This is a genomic window from Infirmifilum tikiterense, from assembly GCF_054696565.1.
In genome coordinates, this window is record NZ_CP182482.1 from 1,138,967 (window position 1) to 1,156,186 (window position 17,220).

Genomic DNA, 17,220 nt, shown 5'->3' on the forward strand with positions numbered 1-17,220 from the left:
TTAAAATGTTTAGTTTTCAGAAAAAGGGGAGGAAGGTTAAGAGCCGGTAATCTGCTTCAGTAAGGCCGCTGTCTTCAGGTATCTGGCTCGGGCCGCATCCCTCCACTGGTTCATGAGGTTTTGGTATATTGTAGGGTCGCTGGCAAGGTATTTGCTAATCTTAATCGCGTAGTCCAGCGTGAAGGTGGTCTGCGTTTTAGTTAGTGGGTCTGTGAATGTGATCGGGGCTGTCAGCGAGTCCACGAGCATGTTAAACTGGTCCTTTGAGATCTTCCCGCTCAGGTAAGCCTGCGCGATCTGCGCCCAAACGGCCTGGAGGTCGTCGTGGGCGTCAACGAGTGTCGCCTTAAAGTAGTCCACGACCGCAGTGACCCACAGCGAGGAGAGAGTCTCGTTGAAGCTTATGCCACCAGTTTTCTCTACGCTGGCGAGGGCGGCTTTTAGATCCGGTCTCTTGGAGCCTTCAGGTGTGTCGAACACCCTCGGGTTGACCGGGAGCCTGTTGATGTTGGGATCCAGCCACACGAGTTGCCCCCCGGTCTCGTTGAGGACCCATGCCACGAACACCGCTGCTTCCCGGGGGTGCCTAGCCCCCTTAAGGATGGCTATGGGGTCTGCGTTGACTATGCTCTCGTTCACGGGTATTACGTACAGGCACGCGGGGTTCTGCTGCTGAGCGGTGTAACCGTAGAAGTCGATGGTCGTCCCGATCGCTATGTCTCCCCGGATCACGGCGTCTCTTACATCACTGCTTCCGCCGTAAACCTTCGCGTTGGCGGCGATTAGGGTGAGGGCCCTCCAGCCAGCGTCCCAGCCGTACGCCTGGAGGATTATCTCGAACATCCTGGTGTTGCTGGTGCTCGTGGTTGGGTCAGCGATGCCCACAAGCGGCACAGCTGGCAGGAATTGAGCGTAGAGGGGGTTGCCCAGGTCTGCCCACCTCGTTGGGGTTGAGAGGTTGTAGCGGGAGAGAATGTCTTTGTTCACCGTGAAGCCGAAGCTACTCACGCTCGCGCCTATCCAGTGCACAAGCCCGTCGCCGCCAACCTTGTATGTAGGCGCTCCCGCTATGGTCGGCGGGATCTTCTTCATCTCCTGGAGCACGAGGGCGAACTCGGGAACCTTAGACGTGTTTAGAGGCTCTATAAGTCCTTGCTCGTCGATGAGGTTGAAGAGCGTTGGCCCGCCACCCCAGGCCACGTCGATGCCCTGACCCTTGGCTGCCGCGTTCTTTATGTACTCTGGCCACTGCTCCGCGTTAACAGGCAGGAAAATAATATTCGTAATGTTATACTTTTTAGCGATCTCACTGTTGAGGAACATCCTTCGTGTAGTGTCTTGAATAGTTTGTTCATGTCTTGTGATCACGTATAGAGTAATCCCTTGAGGAGTCTGTAAGGGCTGGCGCACAAATAGAGTAAAGATGACAGCGGCAAGAACCACTACCAAAATAACACCAGCTACGATAAAGGAGGTCTTTCTTCTCATCGTAATCATTATGGTTACGTGAGCAGCGATTATATACTTAATCTTTCCCTAAGACAACAGGTCAAAACAAAAAAATTAAGATTATTTCTGTTTTATTGGGACCCGCCTTCTCTTAATTATGAAGAACACTGCGACTGCAACCAAGACGATAGCAACTAGGACGATAATCAGAGTAGTGATGAGCTGCTGAGTGGCTTTTTGTTTCGGAACTTCTGTTATTACATAGACCCACCAATGGAAAAGATTTGTCACAAAAGTTGGGCCGTCGAGAGGCACACCGTAGTATTCCGAAGCCCAGGCTGGCTCGTAGTCACCGTACAGCGACTCCCCAGCCACGACTATCAGGACGTTCTTGTCGGCCCAGTACTCGGCCGCGTACATCACGAAGTCGTGGTCACCTGTGCCCTTACCGTAGGCCATAAGGTCGTACACGTAGGGGGTCGGAGGCGTGTTGTCTCCCATGTAGCTCTTGTGCGCCCACACGAGCCTGAGGAGGCCGGGGAACGTCTCCTTAACTGGGTCATGGTACTTTCCTTGCTCATCGATCCATATGACACACCCAGGACCATGCATAAGGATAGGCTTTGCTATTTTTTCTCTGAGAATGTCTGTCCGGAGCAGTGAATCAGCATCAGGCTCAACAAATGTGAGCATCCTGTAGTACGCCTTCGCTGTGACATTGGGGTTGTCACTGTACACTGCGCCGTGCTCGAGCCTGAGTTTAGTTCCGATCGCTGCTAGGAGGTCATTGATCTGCTGTATTGTCTTCTGGCCTGGGCCGTAGTCGCTGTCGCCCGCCACGTATAGGACCTTGTTGCCGGACGCGAGCCAGTTCTTTATCGCAGTCATCTCATCGGGGCTGAACGCCACAGTCGGTTGCCCTAGCAGGAGGATGTCCACGCCTTCTAATGTTGAGGCATTTATGGCGCCGGTGATTTTTTTCCATGTGACGAACGTTATGTTGCCCATGATGTAGTTTAGGTATTTGTTGCTCTCACCGTGACCTAGGTCGACTGCCACAACAACAGGCTGAGCCTTAGCCTTTGGGAGAGAGAGGGCGAGGAGGACTGTAATCAGTAATGCTAGTGTTACGAGTTTTTGCTTCATCAAGAGTTATGACATGGGAAGAAATAAATAATTTATGTTTGCTAATAGCCTTAGCGTTTCTGCCTCAACCTTCTAACTACTAGGACAATCACAAGTACAGTCGCGACGGCAAGTACTGCGAGCACCACCGTAGCCGGTTGTGCCTCTAGGGGTTTCTCAATTTTCTTCTCCACTAAAGTGTACTCGGCTGTGGCATGATGGCCAGCGTAGTCTACTGCGCGTAGCACTAGCTTAGCGCTCCCCGCTCCAGCAGGGATTGAGCCTGCTACCTTGAATGTCATGCTCCCTACGGGGTCGACGAGAGTGCCTGGAGAGTAGAGGCTCACGCTCACCGGTTGCTCTACTCCGTCCACCACGAGCGACGCTAGGAAGTTGGCTAAACCCCACCCATCATCGCTGGCGTCGATGAATGCCTGGAACTGGCCCCCAGGAGCGGGCTTCTCGGGGAATAGCATCTTCACGCTGATTTTCGGCGGCTCGGTATCGAGGGCGTTGGCCAGGGCAACCGCGAGCTTGCCGCCTGGCGGTAGCTTGACCCTGACCGCAACGTAGAGCAGGTCTCCCACGCGCAGCGTGTCCAGCACTTGGAAGCTGGCTCCGCCGCTAGCGTCGAGAACCTTCGGCGTGAAGTCCCCGGACCACGGCAGGCACCAGACCACCACGTTATCCAAGTCAAGGTACCCGAGCCTGTTCTCGAGGGTCAGAACGTAGGCGCGAGGCCAGAGGTAGAGCGCTGAAGGGGTGAACACTTGGTTGGAGACTCCTAGGTTGTTCTGGGGCGGGTATACGCCGATGGGGATGGAGTTCTGCGCCAGCTTCCTGGAGTCGTAGCTGAAGCCGATGAACGTGGGCGGCTTGACGGGGAATGTTATGTTGCCGCTCTTGAGGTCTATCTCGAAGAGCGCGAGCCCATCGTAGATAGCGCTACCCATGCCGAGGGTAGTCGTGGTGACGAAGTACGTGGTCTTACCGGTTCTCGCGCTCGTGTACTTGACGTAGAGGTCGCGGTGGACGTGCCCCGATAACACGAGGTTCACGCCGTAGGTTTCGACGAGCCTGAGGAAGAAGCGCGTCGCCTCCATGTTCCCGCTCCAGTAGGAGGAAACAGGGGAGTTCGGGTTGCTCTGCGGATCGTATGGAGCGATCACGCTCTGGTCGTCGTACGTCGTCTTGAGCTCACCCTGGTAGTAGAAGACGGGGTGGTGGACCAGGACCACTTTGTAGGGGACGCTGGAGTACTGCTTGAGGACGCCTTCTGCCCACTGGAGCTGGCTCAGCGGCGGGTATCCCTGCTCAAGCGAGTAAAGCCCGACGATGAGTAGCCTATCTGCTATCAGCCTGTACCAGGTTGTGCTCCCGTAGTACTTGGACCACGCGTCGGGCGGGGTGTCGTGGTTCCCCGGCACGGCGAAGATGGGGAAACCGTAGAGGAACGCTCTCTCGTAGCTGTAAGCCCAGCGGTACTGGAGCTCGCTGGCTGTGTCGCCTACGTCGCCGGTGTCGATGATCAGGTCGGGTTTCAGCAGGGAGGCGACAAGGTAGCCTGCGATCCTGTTCATGTCGCCCGTTATCACGTCCGGCTGCCCCGCGCCGTAGTGCTGGTCGCTGACCTGGACAACTCTGAGCGTGGTTTTCGAGACGTTTATCACCCACACGCTCCTCGGTAGCTCGAGCTTCCTCTGCCCCACTAGAACGAGGTCGTAGACGCCTGGCTTCGCACTGCTAGGCACGGAAACCGTGACTTTGCCGTTTGAGTAAGTGACGCTGAGCGAGTAGTTCAGGAGGCTCAGCTTACCATCGGCTACCGTGACGGTGAACATGTAAGCCGCGCTGGGCTGGGCGGCGTCTCCCGTCAGCGTGAACGTGAAGCTGCCGCCCGGCGTCACGGTGGCAGGCTTCCCGAGGCTGATGTCGCTGGAGTACGCGGCCACGACTAGCGGGGAGAAACCGGGCAACGCGGGTTGAGCCGATGCCAGGAGGGAGAAGAGCAGTGTAAAGGCGATAGTAAGTGCGGCAATAGGCTCTTTCCTCATCAGGTTAGTACAGCACCTGAAAGTATAATTACTTACCGGTCAGCTCAGCCAGCTTCTCAAGCGCGAGCCTCGACACGGAGACGGAGTAGCCGAAGCCGCTGACCCAGACAGGCAGGACACCAGCCTCAAGCAGCCCCGCCGCGTAGTCCAGCGTCACCGGAGAGTAGTACACCTTGACCCGCGGAAAAGAATTGGGGAGAGTGCTCGAAAGGCTAGAGAGGACATCCCGGCTCAAGGACTCCTTCTGGACCTCTTGGAGCATGCCGGCCTCAGCCGCTCGAAGCCTCTGCGTCCACACGTCGGCCACGTGGCCGCCGTACAGCTCCCCGGGAGAGCTCAAGTAGGATGGTAGACCAGTTACGACGATTTTAACCTCGCCGCTCGGCGAGACTGAGGCGACTTCCCCGCAGTCGTTGGTGTATCGCCTCAAGCAGACCGAGAAGCCCCCCGAGGGGTTGAGGACGCCTATAACCCTGAAGAACGCCCTCCTGCCGGCGTAGTGGACCACGACGCTTCTAGGTCCGGTCTTCGCCGGCTCGATAGGGAGGCCCAGGAGCGCAGCCCGCATCAAGGCCTCGAAGGCTATCTCGCCCAAAGCCCTGCCGGCAATCCTCTCAGCCTCCTCGGTGAAGACTCTCTCGTACTGAGTCGTCATGATACCACCAACTACAGCCTTATCCTCTCCCAGGGCCGCGCCTGGCACATTCACCCCTTCACTGCTCCGGGCCCCCTCTTCGGGGCTCTCATGGGCTCCGCGCCTTCGGACCACCCCGCCAGCTCGCTGAGGTCTGTGCGGCGGGGCTTTGCCTCGGCGCCTCTCAGCCTCTTCGCGCCGCGCGGGGCACCCACCTACGGCCCCTTTGACCGGGGTGGGAACTGGTAACGCTCACTACTCCAGCTTGTTAAGGGGTTTATCATCTTTTTGCTGTGAAGGCTGAAAGTGGGGGCGACGCGAAGCCGGCGGCCGAGCCCACTGCCCCAGACCACCTGAGGCTACTGGAGTACGGTTTCCTGGGGAGAAGCCCGCACCCAGCTGGGGTTATGGTCTCGATTACAGGGAAGGCGCTGTGGGTGCTCTCGTTTGAGGGCTAGGAGTGAGGGGGGCAGGCTAGCCTGGGCGCTGGTGAGGTGCGCCCCCTTCGGCCACTGCGGCGATAAGATAGTCGAGGAGCGCGGGGACCTGCTCGACGCCTTAGGGGAGCTGCAGGCCTCTTTCCCGGATAAGCCTGAGGAGTGGTTCTACCGCGCCGTGTACAGGCTCCTCGCCGGGAAGGTGGAGAGGGTTGGGAGCGAGCACTGGCTGGTGAAAGGCCTCGCTGAGCTGGGCGACACCTACCCCCTGGTACAAAGTGTGGATCCACGAGGGAAAGTATCGTTGCGACTGCTTCTTCCGAGCATACGGGTACGTGAGGAAGGCGAAAATATGCACGCACATAACTACGGTTATGTTGCACCGGAGGTAGCTCCGGCTCCGCGCTGAGTGAGCCTCAAGGCGGCATCGCCGCAAACCACTTCCTCGAGGCTGCAGCCGAGCAACGGTTTGCCCTGGAGGCTGGAGCACGTTGGTGAGCGGAAGGGGTCTCGGGTTGTACTGGCGCTCGACTACTTCAAGAGGGGGAAGACCCGCTAGCGTACTGGACTCACCTTCTCGGCAGAACCGTGCACATGCTAGCCGTGGTTAAGATCGGCCTCCCAGCTTTCATGAGAGCGGGACCGACCGGCGTATCGAGGCTCATCAAGGAATTTCGTCTCCCAGGGGGGTTCAACAGCGTCAAGACGGTCGTGAGTTATAGGCTTTACCAGCTCGCGGACGTAGTCGGGCATGAGCGGCATGTACTGCTGGTAGCGGTAGTCCCCCAGCACGATCACCGCCTGGTCTCTTGGGCTCCTGAGCGCCCTCCCGAGGGCTTGAGCCGCCCTCCTCAGGGCGGGGTAAACGTAGGCGTACAAGCGGCCCTTCTCCTCGCCGTATAGCCTCTGGTAGTACTCTATGTAGAGTTTCGTCTTGGTCGTCGGCTTCTCGAAGGGTATGCCGACGAGGAACACGCACATCAGCTCCTCACCCGGGTAGTCGGCGCCCTCCGCGAACCTACCCCCCATGGGCGCGACCAGCAACCCGCTCCCGCTCTGGGCGAGGGACTTGAACTTCTGGAGAGTTTCCCCAGCCTCTAGCCCGCTCATGTCGCGCCGCTCGACGAAGACGGTGTACCCAAGGCTCCGAGCGGCCTCAAGGAGCCCGCTGGCCATCAGCTTGGCCTGGATGCGGTAGCTGGCGGTGAAAACAGCGGTGTTGCGCCTGACCCTGCGGAGCGTCCGAGCGATCGCGTCCACGTACTTTCCAGCCATCTCGTCGCTGAGTTCCTCTCCCCGCGTCGTGAGGTCTTTGACGAGGTACACGGATGCGTTGGTCTCGTCGTAGGGGCTCGGAACAGTTACCGGGTAGTAGTCTCTCACGCCCACTGTCTCGGCGAACGCCTCGATGGGTGCAAGGGTCCCGGACATGAATATGACCCGCTTGAAGGACTTCCACACCCTCGTGAGAACTTCGCCTGCGCGCATGTCCCATATGTTGAGGTAAAGCCTGCCGTTGTTCCTCTCGACGATCAAGGCTATGCCGTCAACCCCCCTCGCCTCAACCGCGGCCTTAAAGAAGCTCGCGAAGTGGTAGAGGCTTGACTGGGGCCTCTTCCCCTCTTTGAACCTCCTCTCGCGAATAGCCTCGCCCGTCTTCAAGGCGTCTTCCAGCCTCTTCTCGAAGTCGGCAGGGAGGAGATCTTCAGGGTCAAAAACCTCGCTCTCCTCCTCCTGCAGGCTCGAGTACTTCTCCTTGACCCTGCTTCGAGTGTAGTCGACGAGCGCGGCGGTGTCCTCGTCACCCGCCTCGAGCGCCTCGCTGTAGGCTCTGTCCATAGTCCCCTCGGTTATCGTGTCTCCTCCCAGGTTGAGGTTCTGGAGGTTGTGTGCCTCGTCCACTACGAGTATCGACTCCTTGAAGGGGAACTCCGTCCTGATGCTCCAGCTTAGCCCCTCGTCCACGACGTAGTTGTAGCTGAGGGCCACGACGTCGGCCAGCTTCAGCAGCTCGCGCTGGAGGAAGTAGGGGCAAACGCCCATTCTGCTCGCCTCCTCGAATATGTACGTGTACGTCAGCGCCCCCACGTCGACGAACCTCTGCAGGTCAACGCCCTCGCGGAGCCGCCTGTAGTAGGGGCACCTGCTTCTCTCCCTGCTGCAGATGTAGGACACGTCGCTGTAGTCAAGGTTCTCGCCGAACCTCCGGGCGAGGAGGCACATGTCCCTCTTCCCTCGGAGGCTCAGGGCGACGAGCCTGACGCCGCTCTTCTCCCTGAAGACCCTGAACTCCTCCACGGGCCTGTCAGTTTCGCTCCCGGTTCTGACAGCCCACACCACCCTGCCTCCCCGCTCGAGGAAGGGGAGTAGGGCGTAGATCACTACGGGCGTCTTCCCGAAACCCGTGGGGGCCTCGAGGATGACGTTGCGCCTCTTCACCTGCTCCGAAATAATCTTAGCTACCTCCAGCTGGTGCGGCCTCGGCCTGTACGGAAACCTCGCCTCCATCCCGAACAGCTCGTAAATTCGTGTAAAGGTTGGTTAAAAGCCCATTCCTGGGCTTTGCGTTGGCGGATCAGGGCTTGAGCTTAGATGCCGCGTGGCCTAGTACTGCCCGAGCTCCCCAGTCCTTTTGAGCCTCTGCTCGATGGCGTAGATCGAAGCCAGCCCTGCGGCAACTAGCGCCGCCGTAAGCGCAAGGAGTAGCGCCCACTCGAGCTCGACGGGCAGCACGGTCGGCGTGCGGAGGGCGTGGTACCTCAAGAGCTCTGACAGGTACGTGAAGGGTATTGCCAGCGAAACCACCCGGAGCTCTCTAGGCAGGCTCGAGACCGGGAAGAAGACCCCGCTGAGCCCCAGTATCACGAACTGCAGGATGTTGTTTAAAGGGCCGACGTTCTTGTACTTAAGCACGAGCGCCCCGTAGATGAGGCCGAAGCCCATAGAGGTGAAGAGCCCGACCAGCAGGACCGCAGCGACCGGGAGGACATCGTGCAGTATCACGCTTGTGCCGAAGAGAAGCACGAAGAAGAAGTAGGTGTAGGCTAGCGTTAGCCCTAGGCCCACGATCCTCGAGAACAGGTTCCTCGAGAAGAGGACGGCGCGGTTGGCGTTGGTGAGGAGGATGAACTCGAGCGTTCCGGTCTGTTGCTCCCGCCTTATAGCCATCCCGAAGCTCCATAAGCCGGCCGAGACAACGTCCCATAGGATCATTGCCCAGAAGAACATGTTAAGGACCTTAGGGTCGCTCCACTCCTCTCTGGGGAGGAACATGAGTATTGGGAAGAGTAGGAGGACGAGCCACGCGGGCGTCGTTATGATGTCGGAGACTAGCCACGCAGGGTACCTGAAGTAAGTTTTCATAGCAACCGTGGCGGTCCAGGAGACCTCGAGCGCCAGCGCTCTCAGGCCTCCCACGAACCTAGTACTTCGAGAGCTCGCCTCTCCTCCTCGCCTCATCCTCTCACCTCGTGTAGGTGAGCCGGCCAAGGTAAAGGTAAGCTAAGCCTAGCGAGACCATGATCCCTACTCTTTCGGCCAGATTCAGGCTCGAGGAGCCGCCGGCGACTATGCCTCTCAGAACCTGCGTGGCGTGCGTCGTGGGAAGCAGAGCGGAGACCGCTTGAACCACCTGCGGGAACACCTCCAGGGGGTAGTAGTAGCCCGAAAGCATGGCGATGAAGGCGTTAACTGTGCTGGCCACAGCCCACACTTCCTTGAACCTGACCGTGAGAGCTGCAACCACGAGCCCCAGCCCCGCTAGGGGAAGGAGGCCCAGGAGAAGGACGAGCGCCGACTCGACCCACTCCACGGGGCTGAGAAGGGATCCTTGCAGCGCAACGACGACGGTCAAATCGATCGTGAACACCAGGAGCATGAGAATAGACTGGGCGACTGCGTGCAGCAACCACACCACCACGGTGCTATTGGGGGTCAGGTAGTGGAGCTCGAAGGTTCCGATGAGCTGCTCTTCTCGTATCACGCTGGACGTGTTCTCAACCATCACCATGCTCGCGATCATCAACACCCCTCCGAGAGTCATGTACAGGATGGGGTTCTGAACCCCGGTGTTCGAAGCAAAGTTCGCCGTAGCCGATGGGCCGGCGACCGCGTAGCCGATCCCCACGAAGAGGCCTGACATCATGAAGGGCAATGCCAGGACCATGAACAGGCTACCAACGTACCTTGTCAAGAGCTTGGCCTCCTTGGTTAATATGCCCCTGAAAACCCGCAGAATACCACTACTGTTCTTCGCCGCCAAGCCTCTCACCCGTGTAGTAGACGAAAACGTCCTCAAGCGTTGGCTCCACGGTCCTAACGCTCAGGATCTTCAAGTCTGTCCTAAGCAGGGTGCTTAGAACCTCCTTCAGGACGTGCCCACCGTCGAAGATCACCCTGATGCTTGCCCTTCCCGATGACGGGTCGACAACTTGAGACGCGTAGTTCAGTACGCCGTCCACGCTCTTGAGGGCAGGCACCTGTCCGTCGCCGTGCAGCCCGAGAACCTCAACCTCGACGACGTTGTGGTCTGCTATGCTTCTCTTGAGCTCCGAGGGGTTGCCTACGGCTATTATCCTCCCCTTGTTTATGATCGCCACTCTGTCCGACAGCACGTCGGCCTCGAACATGTTGTGCGTAGTGAGGAGAATGGTCTTCCCTCGCTTCTTCAGCTCCGTGACGACCTCCCGGACCTTCCTAGCCGAGTTAGGGTCGAGGCCTATCGTCGGCTCGTCGAGGAAGAGTATCGGGGGGTCGTGCAGCAGAGCCCGAGCTATGTTCAGCTTAGACTTCATGCCGGTGCTGTACTCCTCCACCAGCCTGTCGGCATCCTCCTCCAGTCCAAGCAGGGACAAAAGCTCGTCGACCCTGTCCTTCGCCCAGCCCGGGTCCAGGTGGTAGAGGCTCGCGAAGTACAGGAGGTTCTCCCTCCCGCTGAGCTTCCAGTAGAATCCACGGTCGCTGTAGAGGCTCACGCCTACGCTTTCCCTAACTCTTCTCGCCTCCCTGACGACGTGGTACCCGTTCACCCAAGCCTCGCCAGCGTCGGGTAAAAGCAGCGTGCTCAGGATCTTTATGGTGGTCGTCTTGCCAGCCCCGTTCGGTCCGAGAAGCCCGAAGATCTCACCTCCTCTAATCTCGAATGAGACCCCGCTGAGCGCCTCGACCGTCCTCTTCCTCCCGCGGAAGAGCGCTGAGCCCTCGCGCGTGGTGAACCTCTTAACTAACCCCCTGGCTTCCACAGCGTGCATCGAGGACCACCCGTATATGTAACTCCCACCTTATATATCTTTTGGCTATTACATGTTGTAGCCCTGCCAAACCCATTTAACACCCCTGCAGGTTATCGGTTACTGATATATAATGCACGTGTTCATGGCGCGCTTCGCGAGAAACCCGCTCCGAGTGCTGGTACTGACGCTGCTGAGAAACAAGCCGATGAGCGGCATCGAGATCATAAGCCAGGTAGAGGCCATAACAGGGGGGCTTTGGAGGCCGTCTCCCGGCGCGGTCTACCCTCTGCTCCACGAGCTCGAGCGCGAGGGGCTGGTGAAGCACACGGAGGTAGGGGGGCAGAAAGTTTACAGCCTCACGGAAAAGGGGCTCGTCGAGGTGGAGGAGTGCGGCTTAGGCTTGAAGCCGGCCTCTATCGAAGACGTGCTACAGGTGATGGAGGGGTACGTGGACTTCCTGAGAGACTTCTCCGCACGCACAGCCCTCAGCAGCGAGCTCAGATCCAGGATCTCGAGGATAGCTAAGGAGCTCGAAGAAATAGCAGGCCGCGACGCGTACACCGGAAATACATAAAGCTTATTAGCTGCGAGGGCTTGTATCGGTGACCGATATGAGGGAGAAAACCCTAGCTGTGCTGTCCGCTATTCTGATGCTCGTAGCCATCGCCACATCAGCTCCCCCCATCCAGCCCTCGACCGCGAGCACGAGGGGAGGCGCCGTTTACGTATTCAACGTGGAGTCCATCAGCGTGGCTGGCGGCTCCGGCACCACGCGGACTGTGACTGTAGCGCTCTCGTACTTCGGGAAATACACTCTACTAGGCTCCTCTATTGCGCTGCAGCCTCAGTGCAACGCGAGTGTCCTCTCGGAGCAACCAGTCCAGCTAGGCTCCTGGAGGCCCGGCACAGCAAAAGTCGCCACCTTTAATCTTGACGGGGCCCGCGCCCCCGCCGTCTGCCCCGTGAAGCTGCTGATCACATGGGAGGACAGCTGGGACGACGCTAACGGCATGAACACTCAGGCAGGCGGGTCCACGAGCATCGACGCGTCGATCACGGCCTGCTGGTCCGAGGATCTGCGCGTGAGCCTGAAGCCCCAGATGGTTTACATGAACTCGATCAACGGGGTGCTCCTCGACGTGGTGAATAACGGCTCCTCAACCCTGAGGAAGATGTCAATCACCGTCACAGGTCAAGGGGTCACGATCCTGAACGCTTCGGTCCCCCTAACCTACCAGCTTCAGGAGCTCCCAGCAGGCGCGCACTTCACCGCCCCGCTGAGCGTCGTACCCCAGTCCAGCTTCCCAACGGTGGCGGTCACGCTATCCTACGTCGACTGCACCGGCAACGCTAAGACAACCGCTTATAGCATACCGCTGTACGCGAGCCAGGGCCAAAGCATCCTCGTGGTGCCCTCTCCGTCAAGCGTCCTCGCCGGCTCGAGAAGCAACGTCACGCTCAACGTCATCAACCTCGGGAGCGTCGAGGCGAGCAACCTCCAGGTGATCCTAAGCCTCCAGGGCAGCCCGCTCGCGATCGACCCGGTGATGGCTAACCTGGGTAGCCTGAAGCCAGGGGAGACGAAGTCGTTCACCGTCCGCGTGGACGTCCCAAGCACCGCTTCGGCGAGCGTCCCCGTAACCTACCAGGCGGTCTACTACACGCCCGGCGGAGGGCTGACCTTCACCCAGGGCTCCTTCACACTATTCATCCTCCAGCGCTCAAGCCTCTCGATCACCTCGATCGAGGTCGTGCCCCAGAGGGCTGAGGTTGGCGCCAACGTGGTGTTCGCGCTCAGCATAATCAACGACGGCACTTACCCCGTCTACGCGGTCAACGTCACCGCTTACCCGCCAGAGGGCCTAGCCTCAGCCAGGTCCCTGTACACCTTCCTCGGCCAGCTGAACCCCCAGGTCCTGACGAGCGTGCCATTCACCTTCAGGGCGGTGAAGGAGGGCAGCTATGAGGTGAAGTTCAGGGTCACGTACCGCGACGCTTACGGCAAAACAGCCTACGTGGAGAGGACGGCTGTCGTCGAGGTCGTCCCAGCCTCCTCAGCCTCGTCAAGCAGCAACTCGCAGCGCTCGTCTTTCAACAGCTACTTGGCGCTCCTGGCCGTAGCGGTCGTTGCGGTTGCGGGGCTCTACCTTTACCGGAGGAGGCAGCGTAGGGGTGCGGTTGGTTGAAAGTATCAGACTACTTCTACCTGGCCTTCACCAGCATTAAGGAAAAGCGGGGCAGGGCTTTAGGAGCAATCATAGGAGTCATGATCGCCGTCGTGGCCCTCAGCGCTGCGCTCGGCATAGGCGAGAGCTTTCAGAAGAGCTTCGTAGAGCAACTGCAGAGGACTATAGCGGCCAACAGCATCATCGTGACGGGAGGCTACGCAGGCGGCTTCACGGACGCGGACATAGCCTACTTCAAGAGAATAGCGGGCGTGAAGGACGCATTCGGTATAGTCATGACGACGGGAACAGTATACACTTCCGGTGGAGAGCAGTCCGTCACAATAGTGGCGATAGACCCGCAGCACCTCCCCATCTACCTAGGTGTGTCGGATATGTCCCAGGTGGTGAAAGAGGGCTCTCTGGAGCCCAACGGGCTCGGCGTACTCGTCTCAAACAACCTCTGGAGAGACCCCAACACGGGCCAGAAGTTACTCGACGTCGGCTCTTCCCTCGTGGTACGGCTCCGCTCCAAGGACGTCCAGCTGGTAGTGGTGGGCCTCATGAAGCAGGCCTCGACGATAATGGGCGGCCCGACAGGATCTTATTACGTTTACATGGATCCCAGCGCGTACTTCGCCTACGTCTCGAACACTAGGAACTACGGTGGCGTCATAATACTCGTCTCAGACCTGAACAGGCTCAACGAAATAACCAGCGAGGTCAAAGCGGTTGCGCCGCCGGGGTCGAACATAATATCCGCGGCCGCGATGGTCAGCCAGTTCACAGCGCTGGTCGGGGCGCTCCAGACGTTCATAGCCCTGATATCCGCGGTCGGCATGGGGGTCACGGCCCTCTGGATATTCGACAGCACCACGATAAGCGTCGTGCAGAGGACCAAGGAGATAGGCATACTAAAAGCCCTCGGGTACACCAGCAACGACGTCCTGCTGATATTCCTCCTCGAGGCCGTCATCGTGTCGGCTATAGGCATAGCCGGCGGCCTCGCACTCGCCGCCATAGCCTCGCTCCTAGTTAAGATACCGATGTTCACCTTCGAGCTGAAGCTGACCCTCTCACCCAATGTCTTGGCGACATCGTCCCTACTGCCGCTTGCGATGAACGCCCTAGCCGCGTACATACCTTCGAGGAGAGGGGCCTCGCTTCGGCCGGTGGAGGCGCTCAGGTATGAGTGACATCATAAGGCTCGAGAGCGTCTGGAAGATCTACGACGGCTCAACAGGCCAGGTCGTCGCCGTCAGGGATGTCACGATGAGCGTGAAGCAGGGCGAGTTCTTCGCGATAGTCGGGCCCAGCGGTAGCGGCAAGACGACCACCCTTCACCTGATCGGGGGCCTCGACCGACCGACGCGAGGCAGGATCACCGTTGCCGGGGTCGACATCACGTCGCTGAGGAGCGACGAGGAGCTGAGCAGGTACAGGAACGAGACCGTCGGCTTCGTGTTCCAGCTCTTCTACCTAATCCCGAGGCTCAGGGTCGTGGAGAACGTCGAGCTGCCGCTCGTAAAGAAGGGCATACCGAGAGAAGTGAGGAGGAGGATGGCCTTAGAGGCCTTGAGGATGGTGGGCCTTGAGGGCGTCGAGTACAAGTTCCCGAACCAGCTGAGTGGGGGTGAGCAACAGAGGGTGGCGATAGCCAGGGCCATAGTCTCCAAGCCCAAGATCCTGCTGGCGGACGAGCCCACGGGCAACCTCGACGCCACGAACTCCCAGATGGTGATGAACCTCTTTAAGAAGCTGAACAAGGAGCAGAGCATAACCATCGTCATGGTGACCCACAACCTCGAGCTCATCTGGAACTGCAACAGGGTGGCGAGGATGCACAGCGGCTCGCTGATAGACATCTATACTCCTGACAGGTACGATGAGCTCATCGCGAGCTTCGTGAAGAAGGGCTAGGCTAGAAACCTCTCAAGCCCCCAGCCCCTGCTGGACTCGAGGTCGGCTCTTATCTTCTCCACGAGGTCCTCCCACCTCATGCTCCCCTCGATGGCCCACCGGGCTATGAGGGGGGTGTACGGCTTAAGGAAAGCGAGGAACCTGGGCCATGTGAAGCCCAGCCTCCGCAGCTCGCTACCCCAACTACCCCAAAGGTGCCTGGCGAAGAGGTTGCCGCTCCACACGGCGACGCCCGCGGCGTGGGGACCGAGATCCCGGGAAAGCGCCCTGAACAGCTCGTTGATACGGGTTTTGACCTCAACGGGCTCGGGTGGAGTCTCCAGCGGCAAACCCAACACTCCATTTTAGCTAAACCGCGCTCGTGAAATAAGTATTTTTCACGTAAACCTCCAGCAGCTCGGTTAAAGAAAGCTTGAGGGAGAACCGCGCGCAACCCGGATCAAGCCTTAAACCGCGGCAATCCCCGGTTTCACGCTCTTAATTTACGGGTTTTTGCACGATTTAAATCCCCCTGGAAGGCGAGCCCCTTAAGCCTCTCTTTCTCCTTGGGACTCAGCGAGTTTGACATGACTAGATCGATGACCCTATTGGCTTCCCGTATAAGTAGGCGGGCGGACTGAGACCTCAGAACACCCTCTGAAGCTAAGTACTCGACGAAGAACTCCTGGTGGATCGTGAACGCTACACCCAGCCTGCCTATCTTCGCTTTCACGCCCTCGACTGCGTCCTCGATTCTTTCGAATCTGTGATCTATTTCCCGAAACCTATATTTAATGCTCTCGAACCCCCCAGCTAGTACGCCAAGCCCACAATTGTCGCTAAGCACCCAATACCTCCATAGCCGAAAGCAGCGCAAGGACGTCTACCATCTCGTCTCTGTCTCTTCAAACGAAGTGCACGTCATGGTGTAGCGGAATCGGGGTTTCCACGATGCCTGAGCCCCCTACTTCAATCCGAGCTCGCGTGCAATGTCATCTGCGACGCCGCCGCCCCCGAACCGGGCCCAAACCGCGCACGTCCCCTCCAGCGAAACCATGCAGGGCCCGTAGGGCTTCTCGGGAGTGCACTTCTTCAGGAACATGGGGCAGTCCGTCGGCTTCGCCTTGCCCAAGGTGACCTCGGCGCACCGGCAGCCCGGTGGGGTGTCCTTCCTCCAGTCCTCCGGCTTCAGCTCCGGGATGCCGAACTGCTTGAAGGCGTCGAGGCTCGAGAAGGCTTCCCTGAGCCTCAGGCCGCTGAGCGGCAGGAAGCCTATCCCGCGCCACGCGTCGTCGACGGCGTAGAAGGCCTTGTGAATCATGGCCTGGGCCTTGAGGTCCCCGGCCCACGTCACAGCGCGGGTGTACTCGATCCTCACCCTGGCCTCCCGCCTGGCGAGCTGGCTGAGGATCTCCGCTATCGACGCGAGGACGTCGATGGGCTCGAATCCCGAGACGACGACGGGGATCGAGTAGTTCTCGGCGACGGGCTCCCAGGCCTTTGCACCGGTTATGGTGGAGACGTGCCCTGGAGCGATGACGCCCATGACAGGCGGCTCTGGCGGCTTCTCGCGCAGGATGTCGAGCGAGTAGAACATCGCCGGTGGCGTGAGCTTGACGAGGCTCAGCAGCTTGAGGTTCTCGGGTACGTGCCCGCTGAGCACCGCCTGAGCGTAGCCCGGGGCCACGGTCTCGAAGCCTATCCCGAGGAACAGGGAGTCCTTGCCGTGCCTCCTTGCGTCCCTGACGGCGTCTGGCAGGCCGGTCACCATCTTGACGTCCGCCCCCCTGCTCCTCGCCTCCTCCAGGGAGTAGACGCCCCGCACCTCAATGATCGTCCTCAGCTTGAACGTGTCCCCGTACGTGTACACCCTCACGCCGTCCAGCGCGAGCCTGATAGCCTCCTCGATGTACCTCGACGGCGTGACGCAGACGGGGCACCCGGGCCCCGCGACCAGCTCAAGCCCATCGGGCATCAGGCTCCGCAGCCCGAAGTGCACGATGGTCCACTCGTGGGTGCCGCAGAAGTCCATGATCTTCAGCCTGTCGACCCCGAGGACCCTCGTGGCCTCGCGGAAGCGCGAGTGGATGACGCCCACAAGCTTCCTGGCCAGCTGCTCGTTCCTCCTAAAAGACTCCTCGATCAGCTGGGTCCTGGCTATGAGCTCCGCGGTGCTCGTTGCAGAGTTCACGATGTCGTAGCTCGCTTATCGCGATTTATCGCTTC

19 protein-coding genes are annotated in these 17,220 nt (G+C 59.3%); 7 read left to right on the plus strand and 12 right to left on the minus strand.

Annotated elements, in window-relative coordinates; all coding sequences use genetic code 11:
• Window positions 1–36 precede the first annotated feature (36 nt).
• The 5 genes from ACNO7C_RS06325 to ACNO7C_RS06345 form a co-directional block, all read right to left on the minus strand.
• Window positions 37–1,323 carry an ABC transporter substrate-binding protein gene (locus ACNO7C_RS06325; protein ID WP_460024271.1) on the minus strand — a complete coding sequence of 429 codons (1,287 nt, stop codon included), beginning with the start codon at window positions 1,321–1,323 and terminating at the stop codon, window positions 37–39.
• A 246-nt stretch (window positions 1,324–1,569) separates the two neighbouring features.
• The gene (locus tag ACNO7C_RS06330) at window positions 1,570–2,595 is read right to left on the minus strand and encodes a motility-associated ABC transporter substrate-binding family protein (protein WP_460024272.1); all 1,026 of its coding nucleotides are present in this window, start codon (window positions 2,593–2,595) and stop codon (window positions 1,570–1,572) included.
• 50 nt (window positions 2,596–2,645) lie between these two features.
• Window positions 2,646–4,628, minus strand: a complete 1,983-nt coding sequence (locus ACNO7C_RS06335) for a metallophosphoesterase family protein (protein WP_460024273.1) — start codon at window positions 4,626–4,628, stop codon at window positions 2,646–2,648.
• A gap of 28 nt (window positions 4,629–4,656) precedes the next feature.
• Window positions 4,657–5,283 carry a hypothetical protein gene (locus tag ACNO7C_RS06340; protein ID WP_460024274.1) on the minus strand — a complete coding sequence of 209 codons (627 nt, stop codon included), beginning with the start codon at window positions 5,281–5,283 and terminating at the stop codon, window positions 4,657–4,659.
• Window positions 5,284–5,333: 50 nt separating this feature from the next.
• A complete protein-coding gene (locus tag ACNO7C_RS06345; protein ID WP_460024275.1) occupies window positions 5,334–5,477 on the minus strand; it encodes a hypothetical protein in 144 nt (47 codons plus the stop codon).
• 78 nt (window positions 5,478–5,555) lie between these two features.
• Between ACNO7C_RS06345 and ACNO7C_RS06350 the strand changes: the two genes are divergently transcribed.
• The 3 genes from ACNO7C_RS06350 to ACNO7C_RS06360 are packed head-to-tail and all read left to right on the plus strand — an operon-like array spanning window position 5,556 to window position 6,258.
• Window positions 5,556–5,720: a hypothetical protein gene (locus ACNO7C_RS06350; RefSeq protein ID WP_460024276.1), complete on the plus strand. Its 165-nt coding sequence runs from the start codon at window positions 5,556–5,558 to the stop codon at window positions 5,718–5,720.
• Entirely contained in the window at window positions 5,710–6,108 is a 399-nt protein-coding gene (locus ACNO7C_RS06355) for a hypothetical protein (protein ID WP_460024277.1), read from the plus strand. The genes ACNO7C_RS06350 and ACNO7C_RS06355 overlap by 11 nt, the downstream gene beginning before the upstream one ends.
• Window positions 6,109–6,258 carry a hypothetical protein gene (locus ACNO7C_RS06360; RefSeq protein WP_460024278.1) on the plus strand — a complete coding sequence of 50 codons (150 nt, stop codon included), beginning with the start codon at window positions 6,109–6,111 and terminating at the stop codon, window positions 6,256–6,258. It begins immediately after the preceding gene.
• Between the two features lie 38 nt (window positions 6,259–6,296).
• Here ACNO7C_RS06360 and ACNO7C_RS06365 read toward each other — a convergent pair whose 3' ends face one another.
• The 4 genes from ACNO7C_RS06365 to ACNO7C_RS06380 all read right to left on the minus strand — a co-directional run bounded on the left by ACNO7C_RS06365 (window position 6,297) and on the right by ACNO7C_RS06380 (window position 10,948).
• A complete protein-coding gene (locus ACNO7C_RS06365) occupies window positions 6,297–8,207 on the minus strand; it encodes an ATP-dependent DNA helicase (protein WP_460024279.1) in 1,911 nt (636 codons plus the stop codon).
• 96 nt (window positions 8,208–8,303) lie between these two features.
• Window positions 8,304–9,158 (minus strand): ABC transporter permease, encoded by an 855-nt coding sequence (locus tag ACNO7C_RS06370; protein WP_460024280.1) that lies wholly within the window; start codon window positions 9,156–9,158, stop codon window positions 8,304–8,306.
• 4 nt (window positions 9,159–9,162) lie between these two features.
• Window positions 9,163–9,960 (minus strand): ABC transporter permease, encoded by a 798-nt coding sequence (locus ACNO7C_RS06375; RefSeq protein ID WP_460024281.1) that lies wholly within the window; start codon window positions 9,958–9,960, stop codon window positions 9,163–9,165.
• Window positions 9,941–10,948, minus strand: coding sequence for an ABC transporter ATP-binding protein (locus ACNO7C_RS06380; protein WP_460024282.1), 1,008 nt, complete (start codon window positions 10,946–10,948; stop codon window positions 9,941–9,943). Before ACNO7C_RS06380 ends, ACNO7C_RS06375 begins: the two co-directional genes overlap by 20 nt.
• Window positions 10,949–11,060: 112 nt before the next feature.
• On the opposite strand from ACNO7C_RS06380, the gene ACNO7C_RS06385 reads away from it, so the two are divergent.
• The 4 genes from ACNO7C_RS06385 to ACNO7C_RS06400 are packed head-to-tail and all read left to right on the plus strand — an operon-like array spanning window position 11,061 to window position 15,015.
• On the plus strand, window positions 11,061–11,504 hold the full coding sequence (locus ACNO7C_RS06385; RefSeq protein WP_460024283.1) for a PadR family transcriptional regulator: 444 nt from the start codon (window positions 11,061–11,063) through the stop codon (window positions 11,502–11,504).
• Between the two features lie 37 nt (window positions 11,505–11,541).
• Window positions 11,542–13,116 (plus strand): COG1361 S-layer family protein, encoded by a 1,575-nt coding sequence (locus ACNO7C_RS06390; protein WP_460024284.1) that lies wholly within the window; start codon window positions 11,542–11,544, stop codon window positions 13,114–13,116.
• Window positions 13,113–14,291 (plus strand): ABC transporter permease, encoded by a 1,179-nt coding sequence (locus ACNO7C_RS06395; protein ID WP_460024285.1) that lies wholly within the window; start codon window positions 13,113–13,115, stop codon window positions 14,289–14,291. Before ACNO7C_RS06390 ends, ACNO7C_RS06395 begins: the two co-directional genes overlap by 4 nt.
• A complete protein-coding gene (locus tag ACNO7C_RS06400; RefSeq protein ID WP_460024286.1) occupies window positions 14,284–15,015 on the plus strand; it encodes an ABC transporter ATP-binding protein in 732 nt (243 codons plus the stop codon). The genes ACNO7C_RS06395 and ACNO7C_RS06400 overlap by 8 nt, the downstream gene beginning before the upstream one ends.
• Here ACNO7C_RS06400 and ACNO7C_RS06405 read toward each other — a convergent pair.
• From ACNO7C_RS06405 to hypD, 3 genes are all read right to left on the minus strand, one after another.
• Window positions 15,012–15,344 carry a hypothetical protein gene (locus tag ACNO7C_RS06405; protein WP_460024287.1) on the minus strand — a complete coding sequence of 111 codons (333 nt, stop codon included), beginning with the start codon at window positions 15,342–15,344 and terminating at the stop codon, window positions 15,012–15,014. The two genes, ACNO7C_RS06400 and ACNO7C_RS06405, sit on opposite strands and share 4 nt — an antisense overlap.
• Window positions 15,345–15,484: 140 nt before the next feature.
• The gene (locus ACNO7C_RS06410; RefSeq protein ID WP_460024288.1) at window positions 15,485–15,841 is read right to left on the minus strand and encodes a hypothetical protein; all 357 of its coding nucleotides are present in this window, start codon (window positions 15,839–15,841) and stop codon (window positions 15,485–15,487) included.
• A gap of 117 nt (window positions 15,842–15,958) precedes the next feature.
• Window positions 15,959–17,185 (minus strand): hydrogenase formation protein HypD, encoded by a 1,227-nt coding sequence (gene hypD, locus ACNO7C_RS06415; protein WP_460024289.1) that lies wholly within the window; start codon window positions 17,183–17,185, stop codon window positions 15,959–15,961.
• Between the last annotated feature and the right edge of the window lie 35 nt (window positions 17,186–17,220).

What these genes read in the sequence shown, in the direction of transcription:
- ACNO7C_RS06325 (WP_460024271.1), bottom strand. Translation starts at nt 1,323, where the DNA reads ATGTTCCTCAACAGTGAGATCGCTAAAAAGTATAACATTACGAATATT.
- ACNO7C_RS06330 (WP_460024272.1), bottom strand. Translation starts at nt 2,595, where the DNA reads ATGAAGCAAAAACTCGTAACACTAGCATTACTGATTACAGTCCTCCTC.
- ACNO7C_RS06335 (WP_460024273.1), bottom strand. Translation starts at nt 4,628, where the DNA reads ATGAGGAAAGAGCCTATTGCCGCACTTACTATCGCCTTTACACTGCTC.
- ACNO7C_RS06340 (WP_460024274.1), bottom strand. Translation starts at nt 5,283, where the DNA reads ATGACGACTCAGTACGAGAGAGTCTTCACCGAGGAGGCTGAGAGGATT.
- ACNO7C_RS06365 (WP_460024279.1), bottom strand. Translation starts at nt 8,207, where the DNA reads ATGGAGGCGAGGTTTCCGTACAGGCCGAGGCCGCACCAGCTGGAGGTA.
- ACNO7C_RS06370 (WP_460024280.1), bottom strand. Translation starts at nt 9,158, where the DNA reads ATGAGGCGAGGAGGAGAGGCGAGCTCTCGAAGTACTAGGTTCGTGGGA.
- ACNO7C_RS06380 (WP_460024282.1), bottom strand. Translation starts at nt 10,948, where the DNA reads ATGCACGCTGTGGAAGCCAGGGGGTTAGTTAAGAGGTTCACCACGCGC.
- ACNO7C_RS06385 (WP_460024283.1), top strand. Translation starts at nt 11,061, where the DNA reads ATGCACGTGTTCATGGCGCGCTTCGCGAGAAACCCGCTCCGAGTGCTG.
- ACNO7C_RS06390 (WP_460024284.1), top strand. Translation starts at nt 11,542, where the DNA reads ATGAGGGAGAAAACCCTAGCTGTGCTGTCCGCTATTCTGATGCTCGTA.
- ACNO7C_RS06400 (WP_460024286.1), top strand. Translation starts at nt 14,284, where the DNA reads ATGAGTGACATCATAAGGCTCGAGAGCGTCTGGAAGATCTACGACGGC.